The sequence below is a fragment of the Pantoea sp. F_5 genome, assembly GCF_008631595.1.
Taxonomy (GTDB): domain Bacteria; phylum Pseudomonadota; class Gammaproteobacteria; order Enterobacterales; family Enterobacteriaceae; genus Pantoea; species Pantoea gossypiicola.
This window is the reverse complement of the sequence record NZ_VWUO01000031.1, coordinates 1-26,139: the sequence shown is the minus strand read 5'-3', so window position 1 is coordinate 26,139 and position 26,139 is coordinate 1. Positions and strand designations below refer to the sequence as shown.

21 protein-coding genes, 1 pseudogene and 1 riboswitch are annotated in these 26,139 nt (G+C 54.0%); of the genes and pseudogenes, 16 read left to right on the top strand and 6 right to left on the bottom strand.

All coding sequences use genetic code 11. From position 1 onward, the window contains the following. From tuf to rpoC, 9 genes and pseudogenes are all read left to right on the top strand, one after another. Nucleotides 1–170 (top strand): annotated as a pseudogene (gene tuf, locus F3I44_RS23140) (elongation factor Tu); the annotation flags it as partial. Nucleotides 171–401: 231 nt separating this feature from the next. Then, entirely contained in the window at nt 402–785 is a 384-nt protein-coding gene (gene secE, locus F3I44_RS23130; RefSeq protein ID WP_008927141.1) for a preprotein translocase subunit SecE, read from the top strand. A gap of 1 nt (nt 786) precedes the next feature. Then, nucleotides 787–1,332, top strand: coding sequence for a transcription termination/antitermination protein NusG (gene nusG / locus F3I44_RS23125; protein ID WP_003848088.1), 546 nt, complete (start codon nt 787–789; stop codon nt 1,330–1,332). Between the two features lie 147 nt (nt 1,333–1,479). Then, nucleotides 1,480–1,908, top strand: coding sequence for a 50S ribosomal protein L11 (rplK, locus tag F3I44_RS23120; RefSeq protein ID WP_006121495.1), 429 nt, complete (start codon nt 1,480–1,482; stop codon nt 1,906–1,908). Between the two features lie 3 nt (nt 1,909–1,911). Continuing rightward, nucleotides 1,912–2,616 carry a 50S ribosomal protein L1 gene (gene rplA, locus F3I44_RS23115; RefSeq protein WP_009092662.1) on the top strand — a complete coding sequence of 235 codons (705 nt, stop codon included), beginning with the start codon at nt 1,912–1,914 and terminating at the stop codon, nt 2,614–2,616. Nucleotides 2,617–2,980: 364 nt separating this feature from the next. Then, nucleotides 2,981–3,478, top strand: a complete 498-nt coding sequence (gene rplJ, locus F3I44_RS23110) for a 50S ribosomal protein L10 (protein WP_003848098.1) — start codon at nt 2,981–2,983, stop codon at nt 3,476–3,478. A 65-nt stretch (nt 3,479–3,543) separates the two neighbouring features. Continuing rightward, the gene (gene rplL, locus F3I44_RS23105) at nt 3,544–3,906 is read left to right on the top strand and encodes a 50S ribosomal protein L7/L12 (protein WP_009092660.1); all 363 of its coding nucleotides are present in this window, start codon (nt 3,544–3,546) and stop codon (nt 3,904–3,906) included. Between the two features lie 329 nt (nt 3,907–4,235). Next, nucleotides 4,236–8,264, top strand: a complete 4,029-nt coding sequence (gene rpoB / locus F3I44_RS23100; protein WP_150015846.1) for a DNA-directed RNA polymerase subunit beta — start codon at nt 4,236–4,238, stop codon at nt 8,262–8,264. Nucleotides 8,265–8,390: 126 nt separating this feature from the next. Continuing rightward, nucleotides 8,391–12,614, top strand: coding sequence for a DNA-directed RNA polymerase subunit beta' (rpoC, locus tag F3I44_RS23095; protein WP_150015847.1), 4,224 nt, complete (start codon nt 8,391–8,393; stop codon nt 12,612–12,614). 54 nt (nt 12,615–12,668) lie between these two features. Here rpoC and F3I44_RS23090 read toward each other — a convergent pair whose 3' ends face one another. Next, on the bottom strand, nt 12,669–12,851 hold the full coding sequence (locus F3I44_RS23090) for a DUF1127 domain-containing protein (protein WP_110331175.1): 183 nt from the start codon (nt 12,849–12,851) through the stop codon (nt 12,669–12,671). Nucleotides 12,852–13,025: 174 nt separating this feature from the next. Between F3I44_RS23090 and F3I44_RS23085 the strand changes: the two genes are divergently transcribed. After that, entirely contained in the window at nt 13,026–14,480 is a 1,455-nt protein-coding gene (locus tag F3I44_RS23085; protein ID WP_150015848.1) for a PLP-dependent aminotransferase family protein, read from the top strand. 193 nt (nt 14,481–14,673) lie between these two features. Here F3I44_RS23085 and thiE read toward each other — a convergent pair whose 3' ends face one another. From thiE to rsd, 3 genes are all read right to left on the bottom strand, one after another. Continuing rightward, on the bottom strand, nt 14,674–15,300 hold the full coding sequence (gene thiE / locus F3I44_RS23080; RefSeq protein WP_150015849.1) for a thiamine phosphate synthase: 627 nt from the start codon (nt 15,298–15,300) through the stop codon (nt 14,674–14,676). 2 nt (nt 15,301–15,302) lie between these two features. After that, the gene (gene thiC / locus F3I44_RS23075; protein WP_150015850.1) at nt 15,303–17,225 is read right to left on the bottom strand and encodes a phosphomethylpyrimidine synthase ThiC; all 1,923 of its coding nucleotides are present in this window, start codon (nt 17,223–17,225) and stop codon (nt 15,303–15,305) included. Nucleotides 17,226–17,312: 87 nt separating this feature from the next. After that, a riboswitch (TPP riboswitch) is annotated at nt 17,313–17,413 on the bottom strand. 153 nt (nt 17,414–17,566) lie between these two features. Next, the gene (rsd, locus tag F3I44_RS23070) at nt 17,567–18,073 is read right to left on the bottom strand and encodes a sigma D regulator (protein ID WP_150015851.1); all 507 of its coding nucleotides are present in this window, start codon (nt 18,071–18,073) and stop codon (nt 17,567–17,569) included. 89 nt (nt 18,074–18,162) lie between these two features. Between rsd and nudC the strand changes: the two genes are divergently transcribed. The 6 genes from nudC (at nt 18,163) to F3I44_RS23040 (ending at nt 22,561) form a co-directional block, all read left to right on the top strand. After that, nucleotides 18,163–18,933 (top strand): NAD(+) diphosphatase, encoded by a 771-nt coding sequence (gene nudC, locus F3I44_RS23065; RefSeq protein WP_150015852.1) that lies wholly within the window; start codon nt 18,163–18,165, stop codon nt 18,931–18,933. Between the two features lie 40 nt (nt 18,934–18,973). Further along, entirely contained in the window at nt 18,974–20,041 is a 1,068-nt protein-coding gene (gene hemE, locus F3I44_RS23060) for a uroporphyrinogen decarboxylase (protein ID WP_150015853.1), read from the top strand. 2 nt (nt 20,042–20,043) lie between these two features. Further along, nucleotides 20,044–20,712: a deoxyribonuclease V gene (gene nfi / locus F3I44_RS23055; protein ID WP_150015858.1), complete on the top strand. Its 669-nt coding sequence runs from the start codon at nt 20,044–20,046 to the stop codon at nt 20,710–20,712. Between the two features lie 63 nt (nt 20,713–20,775). Next, the gene (locus F3I44_RS23050) at nt 20,776–21,366 is read left to right on the top strand and encodes a YjaG family protein (protein WP_013359744.1); all 591 of its coding nucleotides are present in this window, start codon (nt 20,776–20,778) and stop codon (nt 21,364–21,366) included. Nucleotides 21,367–21,554: 188 nt separating this feature from the next. Next, nucleotides 21,555–21,827: a nucleoid-associated protein HU-alpha gene (gene hupA, locus F3I44_RS23045; protein ID WP_003850136.1), complete on the top strand. Its 273-nt coding sequence runs from the start codon at nt 21,555–21,557 to the stop codon at nt 21,825–21,827. Nucleotides 21,828–21,898: 71 nt separating this feature from the next. Further along, on the top strand, nt 21,899–22,561 hold the full coding sequence (locus F3I44_RS23040) for a DUF1481 domain-containing protein (RefSeq protein ID WP_150015854.1): 663 nt from the start codon (nt 21,899–21,901) through the stop codon (nt 22,559–22,561). Nucleotides 22,562–22,593: 32 nt separating this feature from the next. Here the strand turns inward: F3I44_RS23040 and purD are convergent, their stop codons facing one another. Together purD and purH are read right to left on the bottom strand one after the other, a co-directional pair. Beyond that, nucleotides 22,594–23,874, bottom strand: coding sequence for a phosphoribosylamine--glycine ligase (gene purD / locus F3I44_RS23035; RefSeq protein WP_150015855.1), 1,281 nt, complete (start codon nt 23,872–23,874; stop codon nt 22,594–22,596). 19 nt (nt 23,875–23,893) lie between these two features. Beyond that, the gene (gene purH / locus F3I44_RS23030; protein WP_150015856.1) at nt 23,894–25,483 is read right to left on the bottom strand and encodes a bifunctional phosphoribosylaminoimidazolecarboxamide formyltransferase/IMP cyclohydrolase; all 1,590 of its coding nucleotides are present in this window, start codon (nt 25,481–25,483) and stop codon (nt 23,894–23,896) included. Nucleotides 25,484–26,139: the final 656 nt, after the last annotated feature.

Genomic DNA, 26,139 nt, shown 5'->3' with positions numbered 1-26,139 from the left:
CCGGTTCAGTAGAGCTGCCAGAAGGCGTTGAAATGGTCATGCCAGGCGACAACATCAAAATGGTTGTTACCCTGATCCACCCAATCGCAATGGACGAAGGTCTGCGCTTCGCAATCCGCGAAGGTGGTCGTACCGTTGGCGCGGGTGTTGTTGCTAAAGTTATCGCATAATTACCGATAACGTTTGACGCAATGCACACGGAAAGGGCATCATTTGATGCCCTTTTTGCACGCTGTTTCATAGAACCTGGCTCATCAGTGATTTTTTGAATCATAATCATTGCTGAGACAGGCTCTGTTATGCGGCGTTGGATACCGAGTTACGCCCCAAAAGCTCATTCGGTTTGGACGCCTCGCACTGCGGGGCAGAATAGTTTCTGAATTATTGTGGCAGGTTGGTTTATGAGTGCGAATACCGAAGCTCAAGGGAGCGGGCGTGGCCTGGAAGCGGTAAAGTGGGTAGTAGTCGTATTACTGCTGCTTGCAGCGATTGTAGGTAACTACCTCTATCGTGATGTGTCACTGCCACTGCGTGCATTAGCCGTAGTTGTACTGATCGCAGCGGCTGGCGGCATTGCGCTTTTAACGACCAAAGGCAAAGCGACCGTGGCTTTTGCTCGTGAAGCAAGAACAGAAATGCGTAAGGTTATCTGGCCAACCCGCCAGGAAACGCTGCACACCACGTTAATCGTTGCCGCGGTTACTGCCGTGATGTCACTGATTTTGTGGGGGCTGGATGGTATTCTGGTCCGTCTGGTATCGTTTATCACTGGCCTGAGGTTCTGAGATGTCTGAAGCTCCAAAGAAACGCTGGTACGTCGTACAGGCGTTTTCCGGTTTTGAAGGCCGCGTAGCACAGTCGCTGCGCGAGCATATCAAATTGCACAACATGGAAGAGCTGTTTGGCGACGTCATGGTTCCGACTGAAGAAGTCGTTGAAATTCGTGGTGGCCAGCGTCGTAAGAGCGAGCGCAAGTTTTTCCCGGGATATGTACTGGTTCAGATGGTGATGAATGACGCCAGCTGGCATTTAGTACGCAGTGTCCCACGCGTAATGGGTTTCATCGGCGGGACATCTGACCGTCCGGCACCTATCAGCGATAAAGAAGTTGATGCGATCATGAACCGACTGCAGCAGGTCGGCGATAAGCCTCGTCCTAAAACACTGTTTGAACCAGGCGAAATGGTTCGTGTTAACGACGGCCCGTTCGCTGACTTTAACGGTGTGGTTGAAGATGTGGATTACGAGAAGAGCCGCCTGACGGTATCCGTTTCCATCTTTGGTCGTGCAACCCCGGTTGAGCTCGACTTCGGTCAGGTGGAGAAAGGTTAACCTCTTTCCGCTCACAAATTAGCTGTTGCAGCAGGCGCGAAATTTAACTACAATTTCGCGCCTTTTGTTTTTATGCGCTGGCAACGGCGTATGAATCGTTATCACGGGGAGCCTTTGCAGGCGCTATAACCCAATTGAGGAAATATCATGGCTAAGAAAGTCCAAGCCTACGTCAAGCTGCAGGTTGCAGCTGGTATGGCGAACCCAAGTCCACCGGTTGGTCCAGCTCTGGGTCAGCAGGGTGTTAACATCATGGAATTCTGTAAAGCGTTCAACGCTAAGACCGAATCTCTGGAAAAAGGTCTGCCGACTCCTGTTGTTATCACCGTATACAGCGACCGTTCATTTACCTTTATCACCAAAACCCCTCCGGCTGCCGTACTGCTGAAAAAAGCAGCGGGCATCAAGTCAGGTTCTGGTAAGCCGAACAAAGATAAAGTCGGTAAAGTGACTCGTGCTCAGGTACGTGAAATCGCAGAAACCAAAGCTGCGGACATGACTGGTTCTGACGTTGAAGCGATGACTCGCTCAATCGAAGGTACTGCTCGTTCCATGGGCCTGGTAGTAGAGGACTAAGAAATGGCTAAGCTGACCAAGCGCATGACCGTAATTCGCGACAAAGTTGACGCGACCAAGCAGTATGACATTGCTGAAGCTGTTGCTCTGCTGAAAGAACTGGCGACTGCTAAGTTCGTTGAAAGCGTTGACGTTGCTGTCAACCTCGGCATTGATGCACGTAAATCTGATCAGAACGTACGCGGCGCGACCGTTCTGCCACACGGTACTGGTCGTTCAGTACGTGTTGCTGTCTTCACCCAGGGCGCAAACGCTGAAGCGGCAAAAGCTGCTGGCGCAGAGCTGGTTGGTATGGAAGACCTGGCTGAGCAGATCAAGAAAGGCGAAATGAATTTTGACGTTGTTATTGCTTCTCCGGATGCAATGCGCGTTGTTGGCCAGCTGGGCCAGATTCTGGGTCCACGTGGCCTGATGCCAAACCCGAAAGTGGGTACTGTAACCCCTAACGTTGCTGAAGCGGTTAAGAACGCTAAAGCAGGTCAGGTTCGTTATCGTAACGACAAAAACGGCATCATCCACACTACCATCGGTAAAGTGGACTTTGACGCTGACAAACTGAAAGAAAACCTGGAATCTCTGCTGGTTGCGCTGAAAAAAGCGAAACCCTCTCAGGCGAAAGGCGTGTACATCAAGAAAGTCAGCCTTTCAACCACCATGGGTGCCGGCGTTGCCGTTGACCAGGCTGGTCTGAACGCAACAGCAAACTAATTGCTGCTTGAAACGGGCGAAAAATTCACCTAGAATCTTACGCCCGTTGTTCTGTTATTAGCAGAACAGGACACCAGAGAGTCAGATGCGGCAACGGCGTTTAACGCCTTCCCTCTTACTCTGCTGCGTCACACAGAATTTAGGTTGGAGCCAGGCCTTATCCTGGCCTCCGTCCAAGACCGCAGGAGCTGTCTATCTCCGGATAGTCCGCTTAATACCCTGCGTAGACGGTGACAGAACCAAAAGAATTTTTTCTTAGCTGGATTCTGCTCACCGTGTTCGAGCGCTTATTACCCCTCGGGGTGAGTAAGTGAAGTGAGTTCCGGGGAAATCCTTTCCCGGTCAAATCCAGGAGCAAAAGCTAATGGCATTAAATCTTCAAGACAAACAAGCGATTGTTGCTGAAGTCAGCGAAGTAGCCAAAGGTGCGCTTTCAGCGGTTGTTGCGGATTCCCGTGGCGTTACCGTTGATAAAATGACCGAACTGCGTAAAGCAGGCCGTGAAGCTGGCGTTTACATGCGTGTTGTTCGTAACACCCTGCTGCGCCGCGTCGTTGAAGGTACTCAGTTTGAGTGCCTGAAAGACACGTTTGTTGGTCCGACCCTGATTGCATATTCTATGGAACACCCGGGCGCTGCTGCTCGTTTGTTCAAAGATTTCGCGAAAGCGAATGCAAAATTTGAGGTCAAAGCTGCAGCCTTTGAAGGTGAGCTGATCACGGCGGCCAATATTGACCGTCTGGCAACGCTGCCGACCTACGAAGAAGCACTGGCACGTCTGATGTCGACCATGAAAGAAGCCGCTGCCGGCAAACTGGTCCGCACTCTGGCTGCTGTACGCGATGCAAAAGAAGCGGCTTAAGGCCTTATTCTTTTCTTCGTACCTGCTTACGTATAAACTTTTTCTGATTCTTAGGAACAATTGTCATGTCTATCACTAAAGACCAAATTCTGGAAGCTGTTGCAGCGATGTCCGTAATGGAAGTTGTTGAGCTGGTTTCTGCTATGGAAGAAAAATTCGGCGTTTCTGCTGCTGCTGCTGTAGCTGTTGCTGCGGGCCCGGCTGAAGCTGTTGAAGAAAAAACTGAATTCGACGTCGTACTGAAAGCTGTTGGCGCGAACAAAGTAGCCGTCATCAAAGCCGTACGTACTGCAACTGGTCTGGGCCTGAAAGAAGCCAAAGATCTGGTTGAAGCAACTGGCGTAATCAAAGAAGGCATCAGCAAAGATGACGCAGCTGCACTTGAAGCTGCTCTGAAAGAAGCTGGCGCTGAAGTTGAAGTTAAGTAAGACAACCTTCGGGTTGCAGTCTGAGTAGTTTCAGACTGATGGCTGGTGACTTTTTGGTCACCAGCCTTTTTGCGCTACAGGGTCTCAATGGGGTTTCACACTGTTTGTCCATTGCTACTCTTCAATATCTTTCTCTATCGACGACTTAATATACCGCTTTCCTGTGCGGGTTCCCTGCCTTCACAAAAGCGATGAAATGATTTAAGCGTGATAGAAAGAGGTATTGCACTGCTGCCGCGCAGCCAGTGAATCAAACAAAATCGTGTTGCATGAACTGTCCTGTCAGGACGGACAGCGTGGGTCGACTTGTCAGCTAGCTGAGGAACCCTATGGTTTACTCCTATACCGAGAAAAAACGTATTCGTAAGGATTTTGGTAAACGTCCGCAAGTACTGGACATACCTTATCTCCTTTCCATCCAGCTCGACTCGTTCCAGAAGTTTATCGAGCAAGATCCAGAAGGTCAGTACGGGCTGGAAGCTGCCTTCCGCTCTGTATTCCCTATTGCGAGCTACAGCGGCAACTCTGAGTTGCAGTATGTGAGCTATCGCCTGGGCGAACCTGTCTTTGACGTGAAAGAGTGTCAGATCCGTGGAGTGACCTATTCGGCACCGCTGCGCGTGAAACTGCGTCTGGTGATCTATGAGCGCGAAGCGCCAGAAGGCACCGTAAAAGACATTAAAGAACAAGAAGTCTACATGGGCGAAATTCCGCTCATGACCGACAACGGTACCTTTGTTATCAATGGTACCGAGCGCGTTATCGTTTCTCAGCTGCACCGTAGTCCTGGCGTGTTCTTTGATAGCGATAAGGGTAAAACCCACTCATCGGGTAAAGTGCTGTACAACGCACGTATCATCCCTTACCGCGGTTCATGGCTCGACTTTGAGTTTGACCCGAAAGATAACCTGTTTGTCCGTATTGACCGTCGTCGTAAGCTGCCGGCCACTATCATCCTGCGTGCGTTGCAGTTCACAACACCTCAGATCCTCGATCTCTTCTTCGAGAAAGTGGTGTTTGAAATTCGCGATAACAAGCTGCAGATGGAGCTGGTGCCTGAGCGCCTGCGCGGTGAAACTGCGACCTTCGATATTGAAGCGAACGGCACCGTCTACGTCGAAAAAGGCCGCCGTATTACTGCGCGCCATATTCGTCAGCTGGAAAAAGATGGCATTCAGCACATCGAAGTTCCGGTTGAATATATCGCGGGCAAAGTGGTTGCTAAAGACTACATCGATGAGAGCACCGGTGAGCTGATTGTTGCAGCGAACATGGAGCTGTCACTGGATCTGCTGGCCAAACTGAGCCAGTCGGGTCACAAACGCATCGAAACGCTGTTCACCAACGATCTGGACCACGGTCCTTATATGTCCGAGACCCTGCGTGTTGACCCAACCAGCGATCGCCTGAGCGCACTGGTTGAGATCTACCGCATGATGCGTCCCGGTGAGCCGCCAACGCGTGAAGCTGCAGAGAACCTGTTCGAGAATCTGTTCTTCTCTGAAGATCGTTATGATCTCTCTGCCGTCGGCCGTATGAAGTTCAACCGTTCACTGCTGCGTGATGAAATCGAAGGTTCAGGCATCCTGAGCAAAGAAGACATCATCGAAGTGATGAAAAAACTGATCGACATCCGTAATGGTAAAGGCGAAGTGGACGATATCGACCACCTCGGAAACCGTCGTATTCGTTCAGTCGGTGAAATGGCTGAGAACCAGTTCCGTGTCGGCCTGGTACGTGTTGAGCGTGCGGTTAAAGAGCGTCTCTCTCTGGGCGACCTCGATACGCTGATGCCACAGGACATGATCAACGCGAAGCCGATTTCGGCTGCGGTGAAAGAGTTCTTCGGTTCAAGCCAGCTTTCACAGTTTATGGATCAGAACAACCCGCTGTCAGAGATTACGCACAAACGTCGTATCTCTGCACTTGGCCCGGGTGGTTTGACACGTGAGCGTGCCGGCTTCGAAGTGCGTGACGTACACCCAACGCACTACGGTCGTGTCTGCCCAATCGAAACCCCTGAAGGTCCGAACATCGGTCTGATCAACTCCTTGTCTGTTTATGCACAGACCAATGAGTATGGTTTCCTTGAGACGCCTTATCGTCGTGTTATCGACGGTCTGGTTTCTGACGAGATCCACTACCTCTCTGCTATTGAAGAGGGTAACTACGTTATCGCTCAGGCGAACGCCCCGCTCGATGAAAACGGCGCGTTTGTTGATGACCTGGTTACCTGCCGTAGCAAAGGCGAATCGAGTCTGTTCAGCCGCGATCAGGTTGACTACATGGACGTTTCCACCCAGCAGGTGGTTTCTGTCGGTGCATCCCTGATCCCGTTCCTGGAACACGATGACGCCAACCGTGCTCTGATGGGTGCGAACATGCAACGTCAGGCCGTTCCGACTCTGCGTGCAGATAAGCCGCTGGTTGGTACCGGTATGGAACGTGCTGTTGCCGTTGACTCCGGTGTCACTGCCGTAGCCAAACGTGGTGGTACCGTACAGTATGTTGATGCATCACGTATCGTTATCAAAGTTAACGAAGATGAGATGTACGCGGGCGAAGCCGGTATCGACATCTATAACCTGACCAAATATACCCGTTCAAACCAGAATACCTGCATCAACCAGATGCCATGTGTCTCTCTGGGTGAGCCGGTTGAGCGCGGCGACGTGCTGGCAGATGGTCCGTCCACCGATCTGGGTGAACTGGCGCTGGGCCAGAACATGCGTGTCGCGTTCATGCCGTGGAACGGTTACAACTTCGAAGACTCCATCCTGGTCTCCGAGCGTGTGGTTCAGGAAGATCGCTTTACCACCATCCACATCCAGGAACTGGCTTGCGTGTCGCGTGACACCAAACTGGGGCCGGAAGAGATTACCGCTGATATCCCGAACGTGGGTGAAGCTGCACTCTCTAAACTGGATGAGTCAGGCATCGTCTACATCGGTGCTGAAGTAACCGGTGGCGACATTCTGGTTGGTAAGGTAACGCCTAAAGGTGAAACCCAGCTGACGCCAGAAGAAAAACTGCTGCGCGCTATCTTCGGTGAAAAAGCCTCTGACGTGAAAGATTCGTCACTGCGCGTGCCGAATGGCGTGTCAGGTACCGTGATTGACGTTCAGGTCTTTACCCGCGATGGCGTGGAAAAAGACAAACGTGCGCTGGAAATCGAAGAGATGCAGCTGAAGCAGGCCAAAAAAGACCTGTCTGAAGAACTGCAGATCCTGGAAGCGGGTCTGTTCAGCCGTATCCAGAACGTACTGATTTCGGGTGGCGTTGAAGCAGACAAACTGGACAAGCTGCCGCGCGAGCGCTGGCTTGAACTGGGTCTGACTGACGAAGCCAAGCAAAACCAGCTGGAGCAGCTGGCAGAGCAGTACGACGAACTGAAGCACGAGTTTGAGAAAAAACTCGAAGGTAAGCGTCGTAAGATCACCCAGGGCGATGATCTGGCACCAGGCGTGCTGAAAATCGTTAAGGTTTATCTGGCTGTTAAGCGTCAGATTCAGCCGGGTGACAAAATGGCAGGCCGTCACGGTAACAAAGGTGTTATCTCCAAGATCAACCCGATCGAAGATATGCCTTACGATGAAAACGGTACACCGGTTGACATCGTTCTGAACCCGCTGGGCGTACCATCGCGTATGAACATCGGTCAGATTCTGGAAACGCATCTGGGGATGGCAGCAAAAGGTATCGGCGAGAAAATTAACGCCATGCTGAAGAAGCAGGAAGAAGTCGCGAAACTGCGCGAATTCATTCAGCGCGCCTATGACCTGGGTACCGATCTGCGTCAACGAGTTGATCTGAATACCTTCTCCGATGACGAAGTACTGCGTCTGGCTGAGAACCTGAAGAAAGGTATGCCAATCGCCACACCGGTGTTTGATGGCGCGAAAGAGAGCGAGATCAAAGAGCTGCTGCAGCTCGGCGGCCTGCCTTCTTCCGGTCAGATTACCCTGTTTGACGGCCGTACCGGTGAGCAGTTCGAACGTCAGGTAACGGTTGGCTACATGTACATGCTGAAACTTAACCACCTGGTTGATGACAAGATGCATGCACGTTCCACCGGTTCCTACAGCCTGGTTACTCAGCAGCCGCTGGGTGGTAAGGCGCAGTTCGGTGGTCAGCGCTTTGGTGAGATGGAAGTGTGGGCACTGGAAGCATACGGTGCCGCGTATACCCTGCAGGAAATGCTTACCGTTAAGTCTGATGACGTCAACGGCCGTACCAAGATGTATAAAAACATCGTTGACGGTAACCATCAGATGGAACCGGGCATGCCGGAATCCTTCAACGTACTGTTGAAAGAGATTCGCTCGCTGGGTATCAACATCGAGCTGGAAGACGAGTAACCCCTTTTCATGCGGCTTGCCGCCGCCTGAAAGCGCAGGGTTTAAAGCGCTCGCAATTGTACTGGTTACGGGGCGTTCAATTTCGGTTGGACGCCCCCTGAGTCTCACTCCGACGGGAGCTAATCCGTGAAAGACTTACTTAAGTTTCTGAAAGCGCAAACTAAGACCGAAGAGTTTGATGCGATCAAAATTGCGCTGGCTTCGCCAGACATGATCCGTTCCTGGTCTTTTGGTGAAGTGAAAAAGCCAGAAACCATTAACTACCGTACTTTTAAGCCAGAGCGCGATGGTCTGTTCTGTGCCCGTATCTTCGGGCCGGTAAAAGACTATGAGTGCCTGTGTGGCAAGTACAAGCGCCTGAAACACCGTGGTGTGATTTGTGAGAAGTGCGGCGTTGAAGTGACCCAGACTAAAGTACGCCGTGAGCGTATGGGCCACATCGAACTGGCGTCGCCGACTGCGCACATCTGGTTCCTGAAGTCACTGCCATCGCGTATCGGCTTACTGCTGGATATGCCACTGCGTGACATCGAGCGCGTGCTCTACTTTGAATCTTACGTGGTAATCGAAGGTGGCATGACCAACCTCGAGAAGCGTCAGATCCTGACTGAAGAGCAGTACCTTGACGCTCTGGAAGAGTTCGGTGACGAGTTCGACGCCAAAATGGGTGCCGAAGCGATCCAGGCCCTGTTGAAAAACATGGATCTGGAGCAGGAGTGCGAGCAGCTGCGTGAAGAGCTGAACGAAACCAACTCCGAAACCAAACGTAAAAAACTGACTAAGCGCATCAAGCTGCTGGAAGCGTTCGTTCAGTCTGGCAACAAACCAGAGTGGATGATCCTGACCGTGCTGCCTGTTCTGCCACCGGATCTGCGTCCGCTGGTACCGCTGGATGGTGGTCGTTTTGCAACGTCGGACCTTAACGATCTGTATCGTCGCGTGATTAACCGTAACAACCGTCTGAAGCGCCTGCTGGATCTGGCTGCGCCAGATATCATCGTGCGCAACGAAAAGCGTATGTTGCAGGAAGCGGTCGATGCACTGCTGGACAACGGTCGTCGTGGTCGTGCGATCACCGGTTCCAACAAGCGTCCGCTGAAATCGCTGGCTGACATGATTAAAGGTAAGCAGGGTCGTTTCCGTCAGAACCTGCTGGGTAAACGTGTCGACTATTCTGGTCGTTCGGTTATCACCGTGGGTCCATACCTGCGTCTGCATCAGTGCGGTCTGCCGAAGAAAATGGCACTCGAACTGTTCAAACCGTTTATCTACGGCAAGCTGGAACTGCGTGGCCTGGCCACCACCATCAAAGCCGCGAAGAAAATGGTTGAGCGCGAAGAAGCGGTTGTCTGGGACATCCTCGACGAAGTGATCCGTGAGCACCCGGTTCTGCTGAACCGTGCGCCTACGCTGCACCGTCTGGGTATTCAGGCCTTTGAACCGGTTCTGATCGAAGGTAAAGCGATCCAGCTGCACCCGCTGGTTTGTGCGGCTTATAACGCCGACTTCGATGGTGACCAGATGGCTGTTCACGTACCGCTGACGCTGGAAGCCCAGCTGGAAGCACGTGCGCTGATGATGTCGACCAACAACATCCTGTCACCTGCGAACGGCGAGCCAATCATCGTTCCTTCTCAGGACGTTGTACTGGGTCTGTATTACATGACCCGTGACTGTGTTAACGCCAAAGGCGAAGGCATGGTGCTGACTGGCCCGAAAGAAGCTGAGCGTGTTTATCGCGCTGGCCTGGCCTCACTGCACGCTCGCGTTAAGGTGCGTATCACCGAACATGAGAAGAATGAGCAGGATGAGTGGGTTGCTAAAACCAGCATCATCGATACCACGATTGGCCGTGCCATCCTGTGGATGATCGTGCCGAAAGGTCTGCCTTACTCCATCGTGAACCAGGCGCTGGGTAAAAAAGCTATCTCCAAAATGCTGAACACCTGTTACCGCATTCTGGGCCTGAAGCCGACCGTTATCTTTGCTGACCAGACCATGTACACCGGTTTCGCTTATGCTGCCCGTTCAGGCGCGTCAGTCGGTATCGACGACATGGTTATTCCAGAGAAGAAAGTGGAAATCATCACCGAAGCGGAAGCGGAAGTGGCCGAGATCCAGGAACAGTTCCAGTCTGGTCTGGTAACCGCAGGCGAACGTTATAACAAAGTCATCGATATCTGGGCCGCAGCCAACGAACGTGTTGCCAAGGCGATGATGGAAAACCTCTCTACTGAGACCGTGATTAACCGTGACGGCGAAGAAGAGAAACAGGTTTCCTTTAACAGCATCTTTATGATGGCCGACTCCGGTGCGCGTGGTTCTGCTGCACAGATTCGTCAGCTGGCCGGTATGCGTGGTCTGATGGCGAAGCCAGATGGCTCCATCATCGAGACGCCGATTACCGCGAACTTCCGTGAAGGTCTGAACGTACTCCAGTACTTCATCTCAACCCACGGTGCGCGTAAAGGTCTTGCGGATACCGCATTGAAAACCGCGAACTCCGGTTATCTGACGCGTCGTCTGGTTGACGTTGCCCAGGATCTGGTTGTGACCGAAGATGACTGTGGTACGCACGAAGGTATCATGATGACCCCGGTCATCGAAGGTGGCGATGTTAAAGAGCCACTGCGTGAACGTGTACTGGGTCGTGTGACTGCTGAAGACGTTCTGAAGCCGGGCACGGCTGATATTCTGGTTCCACGCAACACGCTGCTCGATGAGCACTGGTGTGACGTGCTGGAACTGAACTCAGTCGACAGCCTGAAAGTCCGCTCGGTAGTAGGTTGTGAAACCGATTTTGGTGTGTGTGCGCATTGCTACGGTCGCGACCTGGCACGTGGTCACATCATCAACAAAGGTGAAGCGATCGGTGTTATTGCGGCACAGTCCATCGGTGAGCCAGGTACACAGCTGACGATGCGTACGTTCCACATCGGTGGTGCGGCATCACGTGCGGCTGCTGAATCCAGCATTCAGGTGAAGAACAAAGGTACCATCAAGCTGACCAACGCCAAGTCGGTAACGAACTCGGCAGGTAAGCTGGTGATCACCTCGCGTAACGTCGAACTGAAAATGATCGACGAATTTGGTCGTACCAAAGAGAGCTATAAGGTTCCTTACGGTTCTACCATGGCGAAAGGTGATGGTGAGCAGGTTGCAGCGGGCGAAACCGTCGCAAACTGGGATCCGCATACCATGCCAGTCATCACTGAAGTAGGCGGTTTCATTCGCTTCACGGATATGGTTGATGGTCAGACGATTACCCGTCAGACAGATGACTTAACCGGTCTTTCTTCGCTGGTGGTTCTGGACAGTGCTGAACGTACGTCAGGCGGTAAAGATCTGCGTCCTGCGCTGAAAATTGTTGATGCCAATGGCAACGATGTTCTGATCCCGGGTACCGACATGCCGGCTCAGTACTTCCTGCCAGGTAAAGCGATTGTTCAGCTGGAAGATGGCGTTAAGATCAGTGCCGGTGACACGTTAGCGCGTGTTCCGCAGGAATCTGGCGGTACCAAGGATATTACCGGTGGTCTGCCACGCGTTGCTGACCTGTTCGAAGCGCGTCGTCCGAAAGAGCCTGCTATCCTGGCGGAGATCAGCGGCATCATCTCCTTCGGTAAAGAGACCAAAGGTAAACGTCGTCTGGTCATCACACCGCTGGATGGTAGTGAGCCATACGAAGAGATGATTCCGAAATGGCGTCAGCTGAACGTGTTCGAAGGTGAACGTGTTGAGCGCGGTGACGTGGTTTCCGATGGCCCAGAGTCTCCACATGACATCCTGCGCTTGCGTGGCGTGCATGCGGTGACCCGTTACATCACTAACGAAGTGCAGGAAGTTTATCGTCTGCAGGGCGTTAAGATTAACGATAAGCACATCGAAGTCATCGTTCGTCAGATGCTGCGTAAAGCGACCATCGTGAGCGCAGGAAGCACCGACTTCCTGGAAGGTGAGCAGGCTGAATTCTCTCGCATCAAGATCTCTAACCGTGATCTGGAAGCGAACGGAAAAGTTGGCGCAACCTTCATGCGTGACCTGCTGGGTATTACCAAAGCATCACTGGCTACCGAATCGTTCATCTCTGCAGCCTCGTTCCAGGAGACCACACGTGTCCTGACCGAAGCAGCAGTAGCAGGCAAGCGTGACGAACTGCGCGGCCTGAAAGAGAACGTGATCGTGGGTCGTCTGATCCCGGCCGGTACCGGTTATGCGTACCATCAGGATCGCATGCGCCGCAAAGCGGCAGGTGAAGTTCCGGCTGTACCGCAGGTGACTGCGGATGAAGCCTCAGCCAGCCTGGCTGAACTGTTGAACGCCGGTCTCGGCGGCAATAAAGACGATTAATCGTCCTTTACCTGATAAAAACCCTGCCTCGGCAGGGTTTTTTTTGTCTCAGACTCAGCTATTCCAGTCACTGCGGCTGATACCGATATCTTTCAGCTGACTGTCGCTTAACTTCGACAGGATGAGGCGCGTCTCACGCCGCAGCTGCCAGCGTTTGTAACTGCGCCACAGGTAACGAACCAGGTGGTAAGGCGTGCCTGTAAATGGTTTAGCTGCGCGATTCTCGTCATATCCCATGATAGTGCCCTCAGTGAAGTATCTGAGGACCATTTTCAGTGGATCGCTCTGTACGATACAGACGCAAAAATCACTTTTATTTAACATACAGATTGCTGTCATGACGATCTGAATGGTAAAAAAGAGGCTGAACTGTACTGGTTACTGCTCAACCTCTGAGCCTGTGGAGATACAATGACCCGATATGAACATCTGGCTACGCTGCTGGCTCAGCGTATTGAACAAGGCTTATATCGCAGCGGTGAGCGCCTGCCTTCAGTACGCAGTCTGAGTACCGAGCATGGCGTCAGTATCAGTACGGTGCAGCAGGCTTATCATCTGCTGGAAGAGAAGCAGATGATTACGCCGCAGTCGCGATCCGGCTATTTTGTGGCGTCACGCAAAGCAACGCCACCGATCCCGGCACTGACCCGTCCCGCGCAGCGGCCGGTTGAGGTGACGCAGTGGGATGCGGTACTGGAGCTGATTAACAGCCGTCTGGAAGATGATGTTTTGCAGCTGGGCAGTGGCATGCCCGATTTGACCCAGCCGACGCTTAAGCCACTGTGGAAAGCGTTCAGCCGCCAGGCGCAGAAGCAGGAAATAGCGCTGCTGAATTATGACAACCTCTATGGTGTCCTCGCTTTGCGGCAACAGGTTGCGCGCTTGGCGATAGACAGCGGCTGCCAGCTCACCGCGGATGACATTGTGATTACCACCGGCTGCCATGAAGCGTTATCAGTCGCCGTACGTGCAGTCTGCGAGCCGGGGGATATCATAGCCGTAGAGTCCCCGTCATTTCACGGCATCATGCAGACCCTGCGCGGCTTTGGCATTCGGGCCATTGAGATCCCGACCGATGCAGTCACCGGCATCAGTCTGGAAGCGCTGGAGCTGGCCTTTGATCAATGGCCGATTAAAGCGGTTGTTGTTGTGCCGAACTGCAATAATCCGCTGGGATTTATCATGCCTGAGCCGCGTAAGCGGGCTTTGCTGGCGCTGGCGCAGCGGTTTGACGCGGCAGTGATTGAAGATGATGTCTATGGTGAGTTAGCCTGGGAATATCCGCGCCCGCCCACCATCAAAGCGCTGGATCTTGATGGTCGGGTGCTGCTGTGCAGCTCCTTTTCGAAAACGCTGGCGCCAGGTTTACGCGTTGGCTGGGTTGCTCCAGGCCGCTACCGTGACCGCGTGCTGCACATGAAATATATTGTCACCGGCTCCACCGCTACGCAGCCTCAGCATGCAGTCTCCGAGTTTATCCGTCAGGGCCATTATCAGCCTCATCTGCGCCGGATGCGGCAACTCTACCATCGCAACTATGAAACCTTTAGCTGCTGGGTACGCCACTATTTTCCCTGCGGCATCTGCGTTTCACGTCCTCAGGGCGGTTTTCTGATGTGGATAGAACTTCCCGAAGCGTTTGATGCGGTCCGTCTTAACCGTGAACTGCGCGAGTCAAAAATTCAGATTGCCGTGGGCTCACTTTTTTCAGCATCGGGTAAATACCGTAACTGTTTGCGTTTGAACTACGGGCTGCCGATCAACGATCAGACGGAACGGGCGCTTGCGCTGGTGGGTGCTGCAGTCGAGCGCGCCATGCTCTCGTGCCAGCATGAAACCCAGACTTCAGCCTCTACGCTCGCGTAGGGAAGAGAAGAAGCAGGGCCGGCAAGAGGAGGGAACCGGCCCTGGTCAGATAACCTTAACCTGACGGATGCCACGTTAAAGTTTTGAATCACATCACGCCAGCGGCAACATGCACCTTTGCGCGGCACTTTCCCGGAATAAGGCTGGCGTTACCGATTTTGCAGCCAATATGCGCGGCAGGTTCCATAAATGCTTAATCGCCTGGTCCTGACAGTGCCAGAAGGGTGCGCGTTGCTGCACGCCAGTCATCTGCCTGAGTAATTGCACTCACCACCGCAATACTGCCCACACCGGTGGCCAGCACCTCGGGTGCGCGCGCAATCGAAATACCGCCAATCGCCACGGTGGGAATATGCGACAGATGGGTAAGATGCCGCGTCAGCTGCTCAATACCCTGCGGTGCAGAAGGCATTTCTTTAGTCTGCGTCGGAAAAATATGCCCAAGGGCGATGTAAGAGGGCTGGATTGCCAGAGCGCGATCCCGTTCCGCATCGTCATGGGTAGAGAGTCCCAGTCGTAATCCTGCCTGATGAATGCGGGCAAGATCGGCCACGTCCAGATCCTCCTGACCGAGATGCACGCCATAAGCCTGATGTTTAATGGCCAGTTGCCAGTAGTCATTGATAAATAAACGCGCGTCGTAGCGTTTACCCAGCGCAATCGCCTGAGCAATGGCAGGTTCGGCGACCTCATCGGGCTGATCTTTGATGCGCAACTGCAGCGTGCGAACGCCCATTTCAAGCAGGCGTTCGATCCACTCGGGGCTATCAACCACCGGATAAAGTCCCAGACGCGGGACGGTAGCGGGAAATGCGGGCATCGTTACTCCTCCTTAATGGCATCGGCGGGGTGATAGAGCTCACCACCGCGGCTGCGGAAACGATCTGACATCTGTGCCATGCCTACTTCAACCGGCTCGGCACGGGCATCCTGGCGTGCCGCAAATTCGCGCACCTCCTGGGAAATTTTCATTGAGCAGAATTTGGGGCCGCACATTGAGCAGAAATGGGCCACCTTGCCCGACTCCTGCGGCAGGGTTTCATCATGCATAGCCCTGGCCGTATGGGGATCCAGCGCCAGGTTAAACTGATCTTCCCAGCGGAATTCAAAGCGCGCTTTGGACATAGCGTTATCACGGATCTGCGCACCGGGGTGGCCTTTGGCCAGATCGGCAGCATGCGCCGCGATTTTGTAGGTGATCAATCCCTGCTTCACATCCTCTTTATTTGGCAGACCCAGATGCTCTTTGGGCGTGACGTAGCAAAGCATGGCGCAACCAAACCAGCCAATCATGGCGGCACCGATACCCGAGGTGAAGTGGTCGTAGCCGGGCGCGATGTCAGTGGTCAGCGGGCCAAGCGTGTAGAAGGGGGCTTCATCGCACAGGTCGAGCTGTTCGGTCATATTACGGCGGATCATATGCATCGGGACGTGGCCCGGACCTTCAATCATCACCTGAACGTCATACTCCCAGGCAATACGCGTCAGTTCACCCAGGGTTCGCAGTTCGGCAAACTGCGCCTCGTCGTTGGCATCCTGAATCGAACCCGGACGAAGGCCATCGCCCAGCGACAGGGAGACATCGTAAGCGGCGCAGATTTCACAAATCTCACGGAAGTGCTGATACAGGAAGCTCTCCTGATGGTGGGACAGGCACCATTTGGCCATGATCGATCCACCCCGAGACACAATACCGGTGAGACGTTTCGCCGTCATCGGAACATAACGCAGCAGAACGCCCGCGTGGATAGTGAAGTAATCGACGCCCTGTTCCGCCTGCTCCAGTAGCGTGTCCCGGAATATTTCCCAGTTCAGCGCCTCGGCCACGCCATTCACTTTTTCCAGCGCCTGATAGATCGGCACGGTACCAATGGGCACCGGGCTGTTGCGCAAAATCCATTCGCGCGTTTCATGAATATAACGGCCGGTTGAGAGATCCATCACCGTGTCGGCACCCCAGCGAGTCGACCAGACCAGCTTTTCCACTTCTTCCTCGATAGAAGAGGTAACTGCCGAGTTACCGATATTGGCGTTGACCTTAACCAGGAAGTTGCGGCCAATGATCATCGGTTCCGATTCAGGGTGATTAATATTGGCAGGGATAATGGCGCGTCCGGCAGCGACCTCCTGACGGACAAACTCGGGTGTGATATCGGCTGGCAGATGTGCGTCAAAACTGTGCCCCGGATGCTGTTGCAGCAGCACCTCACTGCGGATTCGCTCACGGCCCATGTTTTCCCGCAGGGCGATGAACTCCATCTCCGGGGTAATCATGCCCTGACGGGCATAGTGCAGTTGCGTGACACGGCGGCCTGCACGGGCGCGGCGCGGTGTTGGCAGGTGATCGAAGCGCAGGTGATCCAGCCCCTCGTCAGCCAGCCGCTGCTGGGTATAGCCCGAGCTGTTCTGTTCGAGAAGCTCACTGTCGTCGCGTTCAGCAATCCAGTGTGCGCGCAGCTTTTCCAGACCGCGATGCACATCAATCTGTGCCGCGGGATCGCCATACGCACCTGCCGTATCATAGACCGGCACCGCTTCATTTTGCTCATAGAGAGGCTGTTCTTTGCTGCCGCCGATATGGGTCGGGCTTAGGGTGATTTCACGCATGGGCACGCGAATATCTTCCCGGCTGCCGGTAATCCAGATGCGACGGGACTGGGGAAAAGCACTGCCGCTTTGCAGGGAATTAATAAATTCCTGCGCCTGGGCACGCTGTTCACGACGGGACATTTTTGGGTCAGACATAGCAATCTTCCTGTTAAGGGGGAACGATGCTTGTCCGGAGTTCGGAAGGAGTAACCGTACAGACAGCACAGGCATGCTGGCATACAGAGAAGTTTTACTCTTGTTCCCTACGCAGGTTCTAACCTGGTCAGGTTCCGCGGATCCCGAATTAACGGTCTCAGCCCAGCTGGGCACTCCGACAAGAAGCGGTTTTCACGCGCGTGTCTGATAACAGACGCTGGCGTAAAAACCCTATATTTCAACGCATAAATAAGAAAAATTTCTTTAGCGTTTGTTCCTCAGAACCTGTTCAGCATAAAAGGGCTACGGGATAATCTCAAGCCCTTTGCCGTCGTTAACCATTAAGCCGGGCGGGCGATATGGCTGTCATTCGCCACTGGCGGCGTAGCAAGCTGATTATCCCAGGCTAGCTGGATCAGCTTATCTTCCAGCGTAAAGCGTGATTCCAGCACTTCGCCCACTTCAGAGAGAGCCTGCTGGAAGGTCATGCAGTTCTCATCGTCAATCGCCTGCTGCAGGTGACCGTCATACAGCTGCATCAGACGCTCAGTGTTTGCCTCCAGCGGAGGGTAAAGCTGCGCGGCGGCGATCATCGGGCTGTCGCCACTCATTTCACTGATCACGCGCTCATAGATACTGAAGTGGCCGGCAGAAAGATAGTCGACCAGGCCGTGACAGAAGTTGTCGAGTGCCTGCTCATCAAGACGCGTCAGCGCCTCTTTTTTAGGTTTAAGACCGACCAGGTGATAATAGGTCACCAGTAGCTGGCGACGCGCTTCAAGCCACGAATCGACCAGTTCATTACTGCCACCTACGCGTTCAGCCAGGACGTCTAACTGGTTAAGCATATCTAACTCCATGTGAGTTATAGTTGTTTATCTACACACTTAACATCAGGGCTTCAGCGTGCGAGTTGACGCTAAGGATGACGAAATAAATGCAATGCGAAATCTCAAGCGTAGACGCTGGATGGTGGATTGTCAGCCATGAACAGAAACTTTGGTTGCCACAAGGTGATTTACCCCACGGAAACGCCGAAAAATTCGGTTTAACCGGCAGTAAGGCCCGGACCATTGGTGAATGGCAGGGCGAAAAAGTCTGGCTGATTTGTGAGCCGCGTTCCGCCGATATGTTCTCCGTGCGACAGCTGATCGATCAGGATGTGGAGCTGTTTCAGCTGGTGGGTCGCGGTGTACAGCTGGCGGAGTTCTACCGCTCTCATCGCTGGTGCGGCTACTGCGGACATGAGATGCACCACAGCAAACATGAATTTGCCTGTCTCTGCAGCCATTGCCGTGAGCGTTACTATCCGCAGATCGCGCCCTGCATCATTGTGGCTATCCGTCGCGGCGATGAAATCCTGCTGGCGAATCATGCCCGCCATCGCAACAAGGTCTACACCGTGCTGGCCGGTTTTGTGGAGGTCGGCGAGACGCTGGAGCAGGCCGTTGCCCGGGAAGTGATGGAAGAGAGTAATATCCGCGTCAAAAATGTCCGTTATGTGACCTCCCAGCCGTGGCCCTTCCCGCAATCGCTGATGACAGCGTTCATGGCGGAGTATGACAGCGGCGATCTGCAACACGACGGCAAAGAACTGCTGGATGCCGCCTGGTTCCGTTTTGATGCGCTGCCTTTACTGCCACCGCCAGGCACCGTGGCACGCCGCCTGATTGAAGATACCGTCGCCCTGTGCCGCGCCGAAGCGTGAAAGTGCTACACTACACGCCTGTTATTGAGAGAGTGTTGAGATGAGTGAACTGAAGAACGATCGTTATTTGCGTGCCCTGTTACGTCAGCCAGTTGATGTCACGCCGGTATGGATGATGCGACAAGCCGGGCGCTATTTGCCGGAGTACAAAGCGACACGCGCCCAGGCGGGTGATTTCATGTCGCTGTGTAAAAACGCCGAGCTGGCCTGTGAAGTGACCCTGCAGCCGCTGCGCCGTTATCCGCTGGATGCCGCCATCCTCTTCAGTGACATCCTGACCATTCCGGATGCGATGGGATTGGGTCTCTACTTTGAAACCGGCGAAGGCCCCCGTTTCTCTAACCCTGTGACCTGCCGCGCTGACGTTGAGCGTTTGCCGGTGCCCGATCCAGAAATGGAGCTGGGCTATGTGATGAATGCGGTGCGCACCATCCGTAAGAACCTGAATGGCGATCTGCCGCTGATTGGCTTCTCCGGCAGTCCGTGGACGCTGGCCACCTACATGGTGGAAGGCGGCAGCAGCAAGGCGTTTACCAAAATTAAGAAGATGATGTATGCCGATCCGGCGACGCTGCATGCGATGCTGGATAAGCTGGCCGACAGCGTCATTCTCTATCTTAACGCTCAGATCCGCGCCGGTGCGCAGTCCGTCATGGTCTTTGATACCTGGGGCGGCGTGCTAACCGGTCGTGACTATCGCGAATTCTCCCTGCACTACATGCACAAGATTGTCGATGGACTGCTGCGTGAAAACGATGGCCGCCGCGTGCCGGTAACGCTCTTTACCAAAGGCGGCGGACAATGGCTGGAAGCGATGGCTGCCACCGGATGTGATGCGCTGGGTCTCGACTGGACCACCGATATTGATGATGCACGCCGTCGCGTAGGCGACAAAGTTGCGCTGCAGGGCAACATGGATCCCTCTATGCTCTATGCGGCACCTGAACGTATCGAACAGGAGGTGGCCGCTATTCTGGAGCGTTTTGGCTCAGGCACTGGTCACGTCTTTAATCTGGGGCATGGCATTCATCAGGACGTTCCGCCCGAAAATGCCGGTGTCTTTGTTGACGCTGTGCATCGTTTATCACGTCCCTGGCATCAGGAGTAATGATGGACATTGCCGCACTTCGCGCTGAGCAGTTACAACGCGCCGCTGACGTGGTGCGTGAAGATGACTTTGACGTTCTGCCGCCCCGCTTTATTGGCGGGGCAGACGTTGGGTTTGAGCAGGACGGCACCGTCACGCGGGCGGCGATGGTGATACTGGAATATCCCTCGTTAAAACTGGTGGAGCATCGCATCGCGCGCGTTGAGACCACCATGCCCTATATTCCGGGCTTTCTCTCCTTCCGTGAATATCCGGCGCTGATGGCTGCCTGGCAGATGCTGGAGCAAAAGCCTGATCTGCTGTTTGTGGATGGACACGGTATTTCGCATCCAAGACGGCTGGGCGTCGCATCGCATTTCGGCCTGCTGATCGATGTGCCCACTATCGGTGTTGCGAAAAGTCGTCTCTGCGGACGTTTTGACGATCTGGATGCGCAGCCTGGCAGCCGTCAGCCGCTGATCGACAAAGGTGAGCAGATAGGCTGGGTATGGCGCAGCAAGCTGCGTTGTAATCCGCTGTTTGTCGCCACTGGTCATCGTGTCAGCCTGGATACGGCGCTGCAGTGGGTCGAAAACTGTACGCGCGGTTACCGGTTGCCGGAACCGACCCGCTGGGCCGATGCGGTTGCCTCTAACCGAACCGCTTTCCAGCGCTGGCAAAACGCGCTTTAACACTGTTTGTGCTGCGGTTTTGCAGTTACACTGCGGCCAGAGAAACGAATAAGAGCCACCTTTATGTTACAGAACCCCGTTCATCTGCGTCTGGCGAAGCTGGAAAGCTGGCAGCACCTGACTTTTATGGCCTGCCTGTGCGAACGTATGTATCCCAACTATCGCGCATTCTGCGAGCAGACTGAATTTGCCGATCCGGCACTCTATCGCCGGATTCTTGATCTGATCTGGGAAAACCTGACGGTCAAAGATGCGAAGATTAACTTCGACAGTCAGCTGGAAAAGCTCGAAGCCGCTATTCCTGATGGTGATGCATTTGAGGTTTATGGCGTTTATCCGGCTATTGATGCCTGTGTGGCATTAAGCGAAGTTGTCCATGCGCAGCTGAGCGGCGAAACGCTTGAGCATGCTATTGAAGTCAGCGAGACCTCAATTACTACCGTCGCTATGCTGGAGATGACCCAGGCTGGACGCGAAATGACCGATGAAGAGCTGCGTGAAAACCCGGCTATCATCGATGAGTGGGACCTCCAGTGGGAGATTTTCCGTCTGCTGGCGGAGTGTGAAGAGCGCGACCTTGAATTGATTAAAGGTCTGCGATCTGACCTGCGTGAAGCGGGAATTAGTAACATTGGTATAAATTTCCAGCAGTAAGGCGATAAAACGTGACTTCAGGCCCGAATTAGCGCGCCTGAAGGCTTCACATTGGCCCCCTGTCTGGTCTACATTTGGGGGGCTGAAAATTGTGGCTATCGGTGCGTGCAGGCAGAAGAGTGCCAGAATATGGCTTTTCCCTCGCACTCGTTGCTTAGCAAGCGATAAATACACTTTAAGGATAACTTATGAACAAGACTCAACTGATTGATGTGATCGCAGAAAAAGCTGACCTGTCTAAAACCCAGGCAAAGGCAGCGCTGGAATCTACTCTGGCTGCGATCACTGAGTCTCTGAAAGATGGTGATGCTGTACAACTGGTTGGTTTTGGTACTTTTAAAGTGAACCACCGCGCTGAGCGTACCGGTCGTAACCCGCAGACTGGCAAAGAGATCAAAATCGCTGCAGCAAACGTACCGGCATTCGTGTCTGGTAAAGCGCTGAAAGACGCCGTTAAGTAAGACGTCGCACTGCGGTTAAGCTTTAAAACAGGGGGCGTTTCGCCCCTTTTGTTTTTAAAAGGCCAGCCATCATGACTCTGCTGTTATCGCGTTTATCTGTTCTGTTTCTCCCTCTGTTTCTTTTCGGTTGCAGCTCAACTCCGGATATACCTCCCTTTTCTGCCAGTGGCTATCTTGCCGATCGTGGTGTTGTGCGAATCTGGCGCAAAAACAGCGACCATCAGTCTGTTCATATTCGTACCCTCTATACGCCGTTCAGTGGCGGGGAAGGTGAAGTGACTGACTATGTCTGGCTGGAAGAGTCATTGATCAGCATTCAGCGCCAGGTGAAGGGCAAGCAACCTGACGATGTAACCCTGCGCTTCGACCAGGCGGGTGGTCTCAACTTTATGCAGCGCCAGCTTGCAGGCCGGCGTGAAGCGGTCAGCCCGGATGCGGTTGAACTCTATAAGTTTGATGCTCAGCGCATGCGTAACCTCAGCGATGCGCTGTTAAGCGGTCAGGTATTCCTGAAACAGGGACACTGGCTGGGCAACAATCTGCTGGAGAGTTGTGAAGGTCAGCAGGTCAGGCCCGCTTTTGATGCTGACGATGTGCAGATGCTGACACAGCAGCAGCGTAGCGTATCGGCACCGCTGATGGTGTCATGGCTGGACGCGCCGGAAGGCATTCAGCTGTTGCGGATCAGTCAGCAGGATGACTGCTCACAGCAGCCGACAGAAGACGATATGTGAAGTGAAAAGGGGGCACCAGGTGCCCCCTTCGCTTATTTGCGGTTAATAGCGCGGTAGCCGATATCGCGGCGACAGAAACTGCCCTGCCATGAAATTGGCTTTGTCAGCTCGTAAGCCCGCTTTTGTGCCGCAGCGACATCGTCACCCAGCGCGGTGACGCACAGCACGCGGCCACCGTTCGTCAGCACCCGATCCTCTTCCAGACGTGTTCCGGCGTGGAATACCTTGCCGTCGGCAACCTCTTCCAGTGGCAGCCCATGAATCTGATCGCCCTGAGCGTAATCACCCGGATAACCGCCTGCCGCCAGTACGACACCCAGCGCAGGACGGGGATCCCATTGTGACTTTTTCTGATCCAGCTTACCGTCACAGGCAGCCAGGCAAAGATCGACCAGATCCGACTGCAGGCGCAGCATGATCGGCTGCGTTTCCGGATCGCCGAAGCGGCAGTTAAATTCGATCACTTTCGGCTGCCCGGTGTGGTCGATCATCAGACCGGCGTAGAGAAAACCGGTGTAAACGTTGCCTTCAGCAGCCATGCCGCGCACCGTCGGCCAGATAACCTGATCCATGATGCGCTGGTGGATCGCATCGGTGACAACCGGAGCCGGGGAGTAGGCACCCATTCCGCCGGTGTTCGGACCCGTGTCGCCATCGCCGACGCGCTTATGATCCTGGCTGGTGGCCATAGGCAGTACATGCTCGCCGTCTACCATCACGATGAAGCTGGCTTCTTCGCCATCCAGAAACTCTTCAATCACAATGCGGTGTCCGGCATCGCCAAAGGCGTTACCCGCCAGCATATCCTGAACCGCATCCTCAGCTTCCTGCTGCGTCATTGCGACAATCACGCCTTTACCTGCGGCCAGGCCGTCGGCTTTAATAACGATGGGCGCACCTTTCTCACGCAAATATGCGAGAGCCGGCTCGACCTCGGTAAAGTTCTGATACGCCGCACTGGGAATCTGGTGACGTGCCAGAAAATCTTTGGTGAAGGCTTTAGAGCCTTCCAGCTGTGCTGCGGCCTGTGTCGGACCAAAGATAGCCAGCCCCGCTTCACGGAAGGCATCCACGACGCCAATCACCAGCGGCGCTTCCGGCCCGACAATCGTCAGATCGATCTTTTCACGCTGGGCAAAATCCAGCAGGGCAGGGATATCGGTCGCACTGATTGCGACATTCTGCAGCGCAGGCTCTAATGCCGTACCGGCGTTACCCGGTGCAACAAAGACGGTTTCTGCCAGCGGCGACTGTGCCGCTTTCCAGGCCAGCGCGTGTTCACGTCCGCCATTACCAATCACTAAAATTTTCATCTGTTACTCTCCGGAACGATTAATGACGGAAGTGGCGCATATCGGTAAAGATCATGGCAATGCCGTGCTCATCTGCCGCCGCAATCACCTCTTCATCGCGGATAGAGCCGCCAGGCTGAATTACACAGCTCACGCCCACCGCAGCGGCCGCATCAATACCGTCGCGGAATGGGAAGAACGCATCTGACGCCATGGCAGAACCTTTCACTTCCAGTCCTTCATCGCCCGCTTTGATACCGGCAATTTTAGCGGAGTAGACGCGGCTCATCTGGCCGGCACCAATTCCGATCGTCATCCCGTCACGCGCATAGACAATGGCGTTGGATTTAACAAACTTCGCGACCTTCCAGCAGAAGAGGGCATCACGCAGCTCCTGCTCCGATGGCTGACGCTTGCTGACCACGCGCAGCTGGCTGGCATCGACCATACCGAGATCGCGATCCTGAACCAGCAGGCCACCGTTGACGCGTTTGAAATCCAGCGCTGCCGTGCGGTTTTGCCACTGGCCGCAGATCAGGACACGGACATTCTGTTTCGTCGCGGTAATCTTCAGTGCGGCCTCGGAAACGGCTGGCGCGATGATCACCTCAACGAACTGGCGGCTGATAATGGCCTGTGCTGTCGCTTCATCCAGCTCGCGGTTAAAGGCGATGATGCCCCCGAACGCAGAGGTAGGGTCGGTCTGGTAAGCACGGTCATAGGCTGACAGCAGGTCGTCGCCGGTCGCAACGCCACAGGGGTTAGCATGTTTAACAATGACACAGGCGGGGTCACTGAACTCTTTGACACACTCGAGTGCAGCATCCGTGTCAGCGATATTGTTATAGGAGAGCGCTTTGCCCTGAACCTGTTGCGCGGTGGCAACCGAGGCTTCAGCAACCTGCTCTTCTATATAGAAGGCCGCCTGCTGGTGGCTGTTTTCGCCGTAACGCATATCCTGCTTCTTGATGAAGTTCAGATTCAGGGTACGCGGGAAGCGACCTGCAGGCTGATTGCGTTCACCGTGATAGGCGGGCACCAGACTACCAAAGTAGTTCGCGATCATACCGTCGTAAGCGGCGGTGTGTTCAAACGCTTTGATCGCCAGATCGAAACGGGTGGCGAGCGTCAGGCCGTTCTGGTGGGCATCCATTTCAGCAATGATGGCGTCGTAGTCGCCGCTGCTGACCACGATGGCCACATCTTTGTGGTTCTTGGCGGCAGAGCGCACCATGGTCGGACCGCCGATATCAATGTTTTCTACTGCGTCTTCCAGTGAGCATCCTTCACGGGCAACAGTCTGTGCAAAGGGATAGAGATTAACGACCACCATGTCGATAGGGCTGATGTCATGCTGCGCCATGATGGCATCATCCTGGCCGCGACGACCCAGAATGCCGCCATGCACTTTCGGATGCAGGGTTTTGACGCGTCCATCCATCATTTCCGGGAAACCGGTGTAATCAGAGACTTCTGTGACAGCCAGACCCGCATCCGCCAGCAGGCGAGCGGTTCCACCTGTGGAGAGCAGTTCGACACCGCGACTGGAGAGCGCCTGAGCAAATTCGAGGATGCCGGCTTTGTCAGAGACACTGAGCAAGGCGCGGCGTACAGGACGAGGTTGTTGCATGGTGGTTTATCCCTTGGCTTTGTTTCGCGTATAGAAGAGCGTTACATCAGGTTTTACAGCGGTTTTCTCTTCTATATAAGAAGGAAAGATCAAAAACCTCAGGTAACGCCCCTAAAAGGGGAGTCCGTCATATTGCCCGGCATTGTAGCGAAAACGTTTGCGTGATGCTCGCCTAAATTTGCCAGGCCCGGCGAATGTGGATAACGCTGTGTGTAACTGCGTATAACAGCGGCTTTTGCTGTGGAATGCAGCGAACGCGCTTTTTTCTGCAATTTATGGGTTGCGCCTGTCTGACAACTCCCTATAATGCGCCTCCATCGACACGGCACACCGGCAACGGGAAACGGGTTAAGAGGTTCAGGAGACTGACCCGCCGGAGAAAAACTTCTGAAAAAGAGGTTGACTCTGAAGGAGGAAAGCGTAATATACGCCACCTCGCGACAGGACGCTAACGCACTGTTCGCACTGCTCTTTAACAATTTATCAGACAATCTGTGTGGGCACTCGCAGGATTGATATCAGCGTCTTTGGACGCACAAAAATATCAAAGCCTCACGAGTGAACACATAATGAAATTCATTATGACGTTTTACAGATGAGCATCGCTGAACTGGTTTCAGCAAATCAAACTTAAATTGAAGAGTTTGATCATGGCT

Excerpts from the sequence above, each read along its gene's own strand:
- purH (WP_150015856.1), bottom strand. The coding sequence starts at position 25,483 with ATGCAACAACCTCGTCCTGTACGCCGCGCCTTGCTCAGTGTCTCTGAC.
- hemE (WP_150015853.1), top strand. The coding sequence starts at position 18,974 with ATGAGTGAACTGAAGAACGATCGTTATTTGCGTGCCCTGTTACGTCAG.
- nudC (WP_150015852.1), top strand. The coding sequence starts at position 18,163 with ATGCAATGCGAAATCTCAAGCGTAGACGCTGGATGGTGGATTGTCAGC.
- thiE (WP_150015849.1), bottom strand. The coding sequence starts at position 15,300 with ATGCCCGCATTTCCCGCTACCGTCCCGCGTCTGGGACTTTATCCGGTG.
- F3I44_RS23040 (WP_150015854.1), top strand. The coding sequence starts at position 21,899 with ATGACTCTGCTGTTATCGCGTTTATCTGTTCTGTTTCTCCCTCTGTTT.
- rplA (WP_009092662.1), top strand. The coding sequence starts at position 1,912 with ATGGCTAAGCTGACCAAGCGCATGACCGTAATTCGCGACAAAGTTGAC.
- thiC (WP_150015850.1), bottom strand. The coding sequence starts at position 17,225 with ATGTCTGACCCAAAAATGTCCCGTCGTGAACAGCGTGCCCAGGCGCAG.
- rplK (WP_006121495.1), top strand. The coding sequence starts at position 1,480 with ATGGCTAAGAAAGTCCAAGCCTACGTCAAGCTGCAGGTTGCAGCTGGT.
- nusG (WP_003848088.1), top strand. The coding sequence starts at position 787 with ATGTCTGAAGCTCCAAAGAAACGCTGGTACGTCGTACAGGCGTTTTCC.
- F3I44_RS23050 (WP_013359744.1), top strand. The coding sequence starts at position 20,776 with ATGTTACAGAACCCCGTTCATCTGCGTCTGGCGAAGCTGGAAAGCTGG.
- secE (WP_008927141.1), top strand. The coding sequence starts at position 402 with ATGAGTGCGAATACCGAAGCTCAAGGGAGCGGGCGTGGCCTGGAAGCG.
- F3I44_RS23090 (WP_110331175.1), bottom strand. The coding sequence starts at position 12,851 with ATGGGATATGACGAGAATCGCGCAGCTAAACCATTTACAGGCACGCCT.
- rplL (WP_009092660.1), top strand. The coding sequence starts at position 3,544 with ATGTCTATCACTAAAGACCAAATTCTGGAAGCTGTTGCAGCGATGTCC.
- rpoB (WP_150015846.1), top strand. The coding sequence starts at position 4,236 with ATGGTTTACTCCTATACCGAGAAAAAACGTATTCGTAAGGATTTTGGT.
- nfi (WP_150015858.1), top strand. The coding sequence starts at position 20,044 with ATGGACATTGCCGCACTTCGCGCTGAGCAGTTACAACGCGCCGCTGAC.
- F3I44_RS23085 (WP_150015848.1), top strand. The coding sequence starts at position 13,026 with ATGACCCGATATGAACATCTGGCTACGCTGCTGGCTCAGCGTATTGAA.
- rplJ (WP_003848098.1), top strand. The coding sequence starts at position 2,981 with ATGGCATTAAATCTTCAAGACAAACAAGCGATTGTTGCTGAAGTCAGC.
- hupA (WP_003850136.1), top strand. The coding sequence starts at position 21,555 with ATGAACAAGACTCAACTGATTGATGTGATCGCAGAAAAAGCTGACCTG.
- purD (WP_150015855.1), bottom strand. The coding sequence starts at position 23,874 with ATGAAAATTTTAGTGATTGGTAATGGCGGACGTGAACACGCGCTGGCC.
- rsd (WP_150015851.1), bottom strand. The coding sequence starts at position 18,073 with ATGCTTAACCAGTTAGACGTCCTGGCTGAACGCGTAGGTGGCAGTAAT.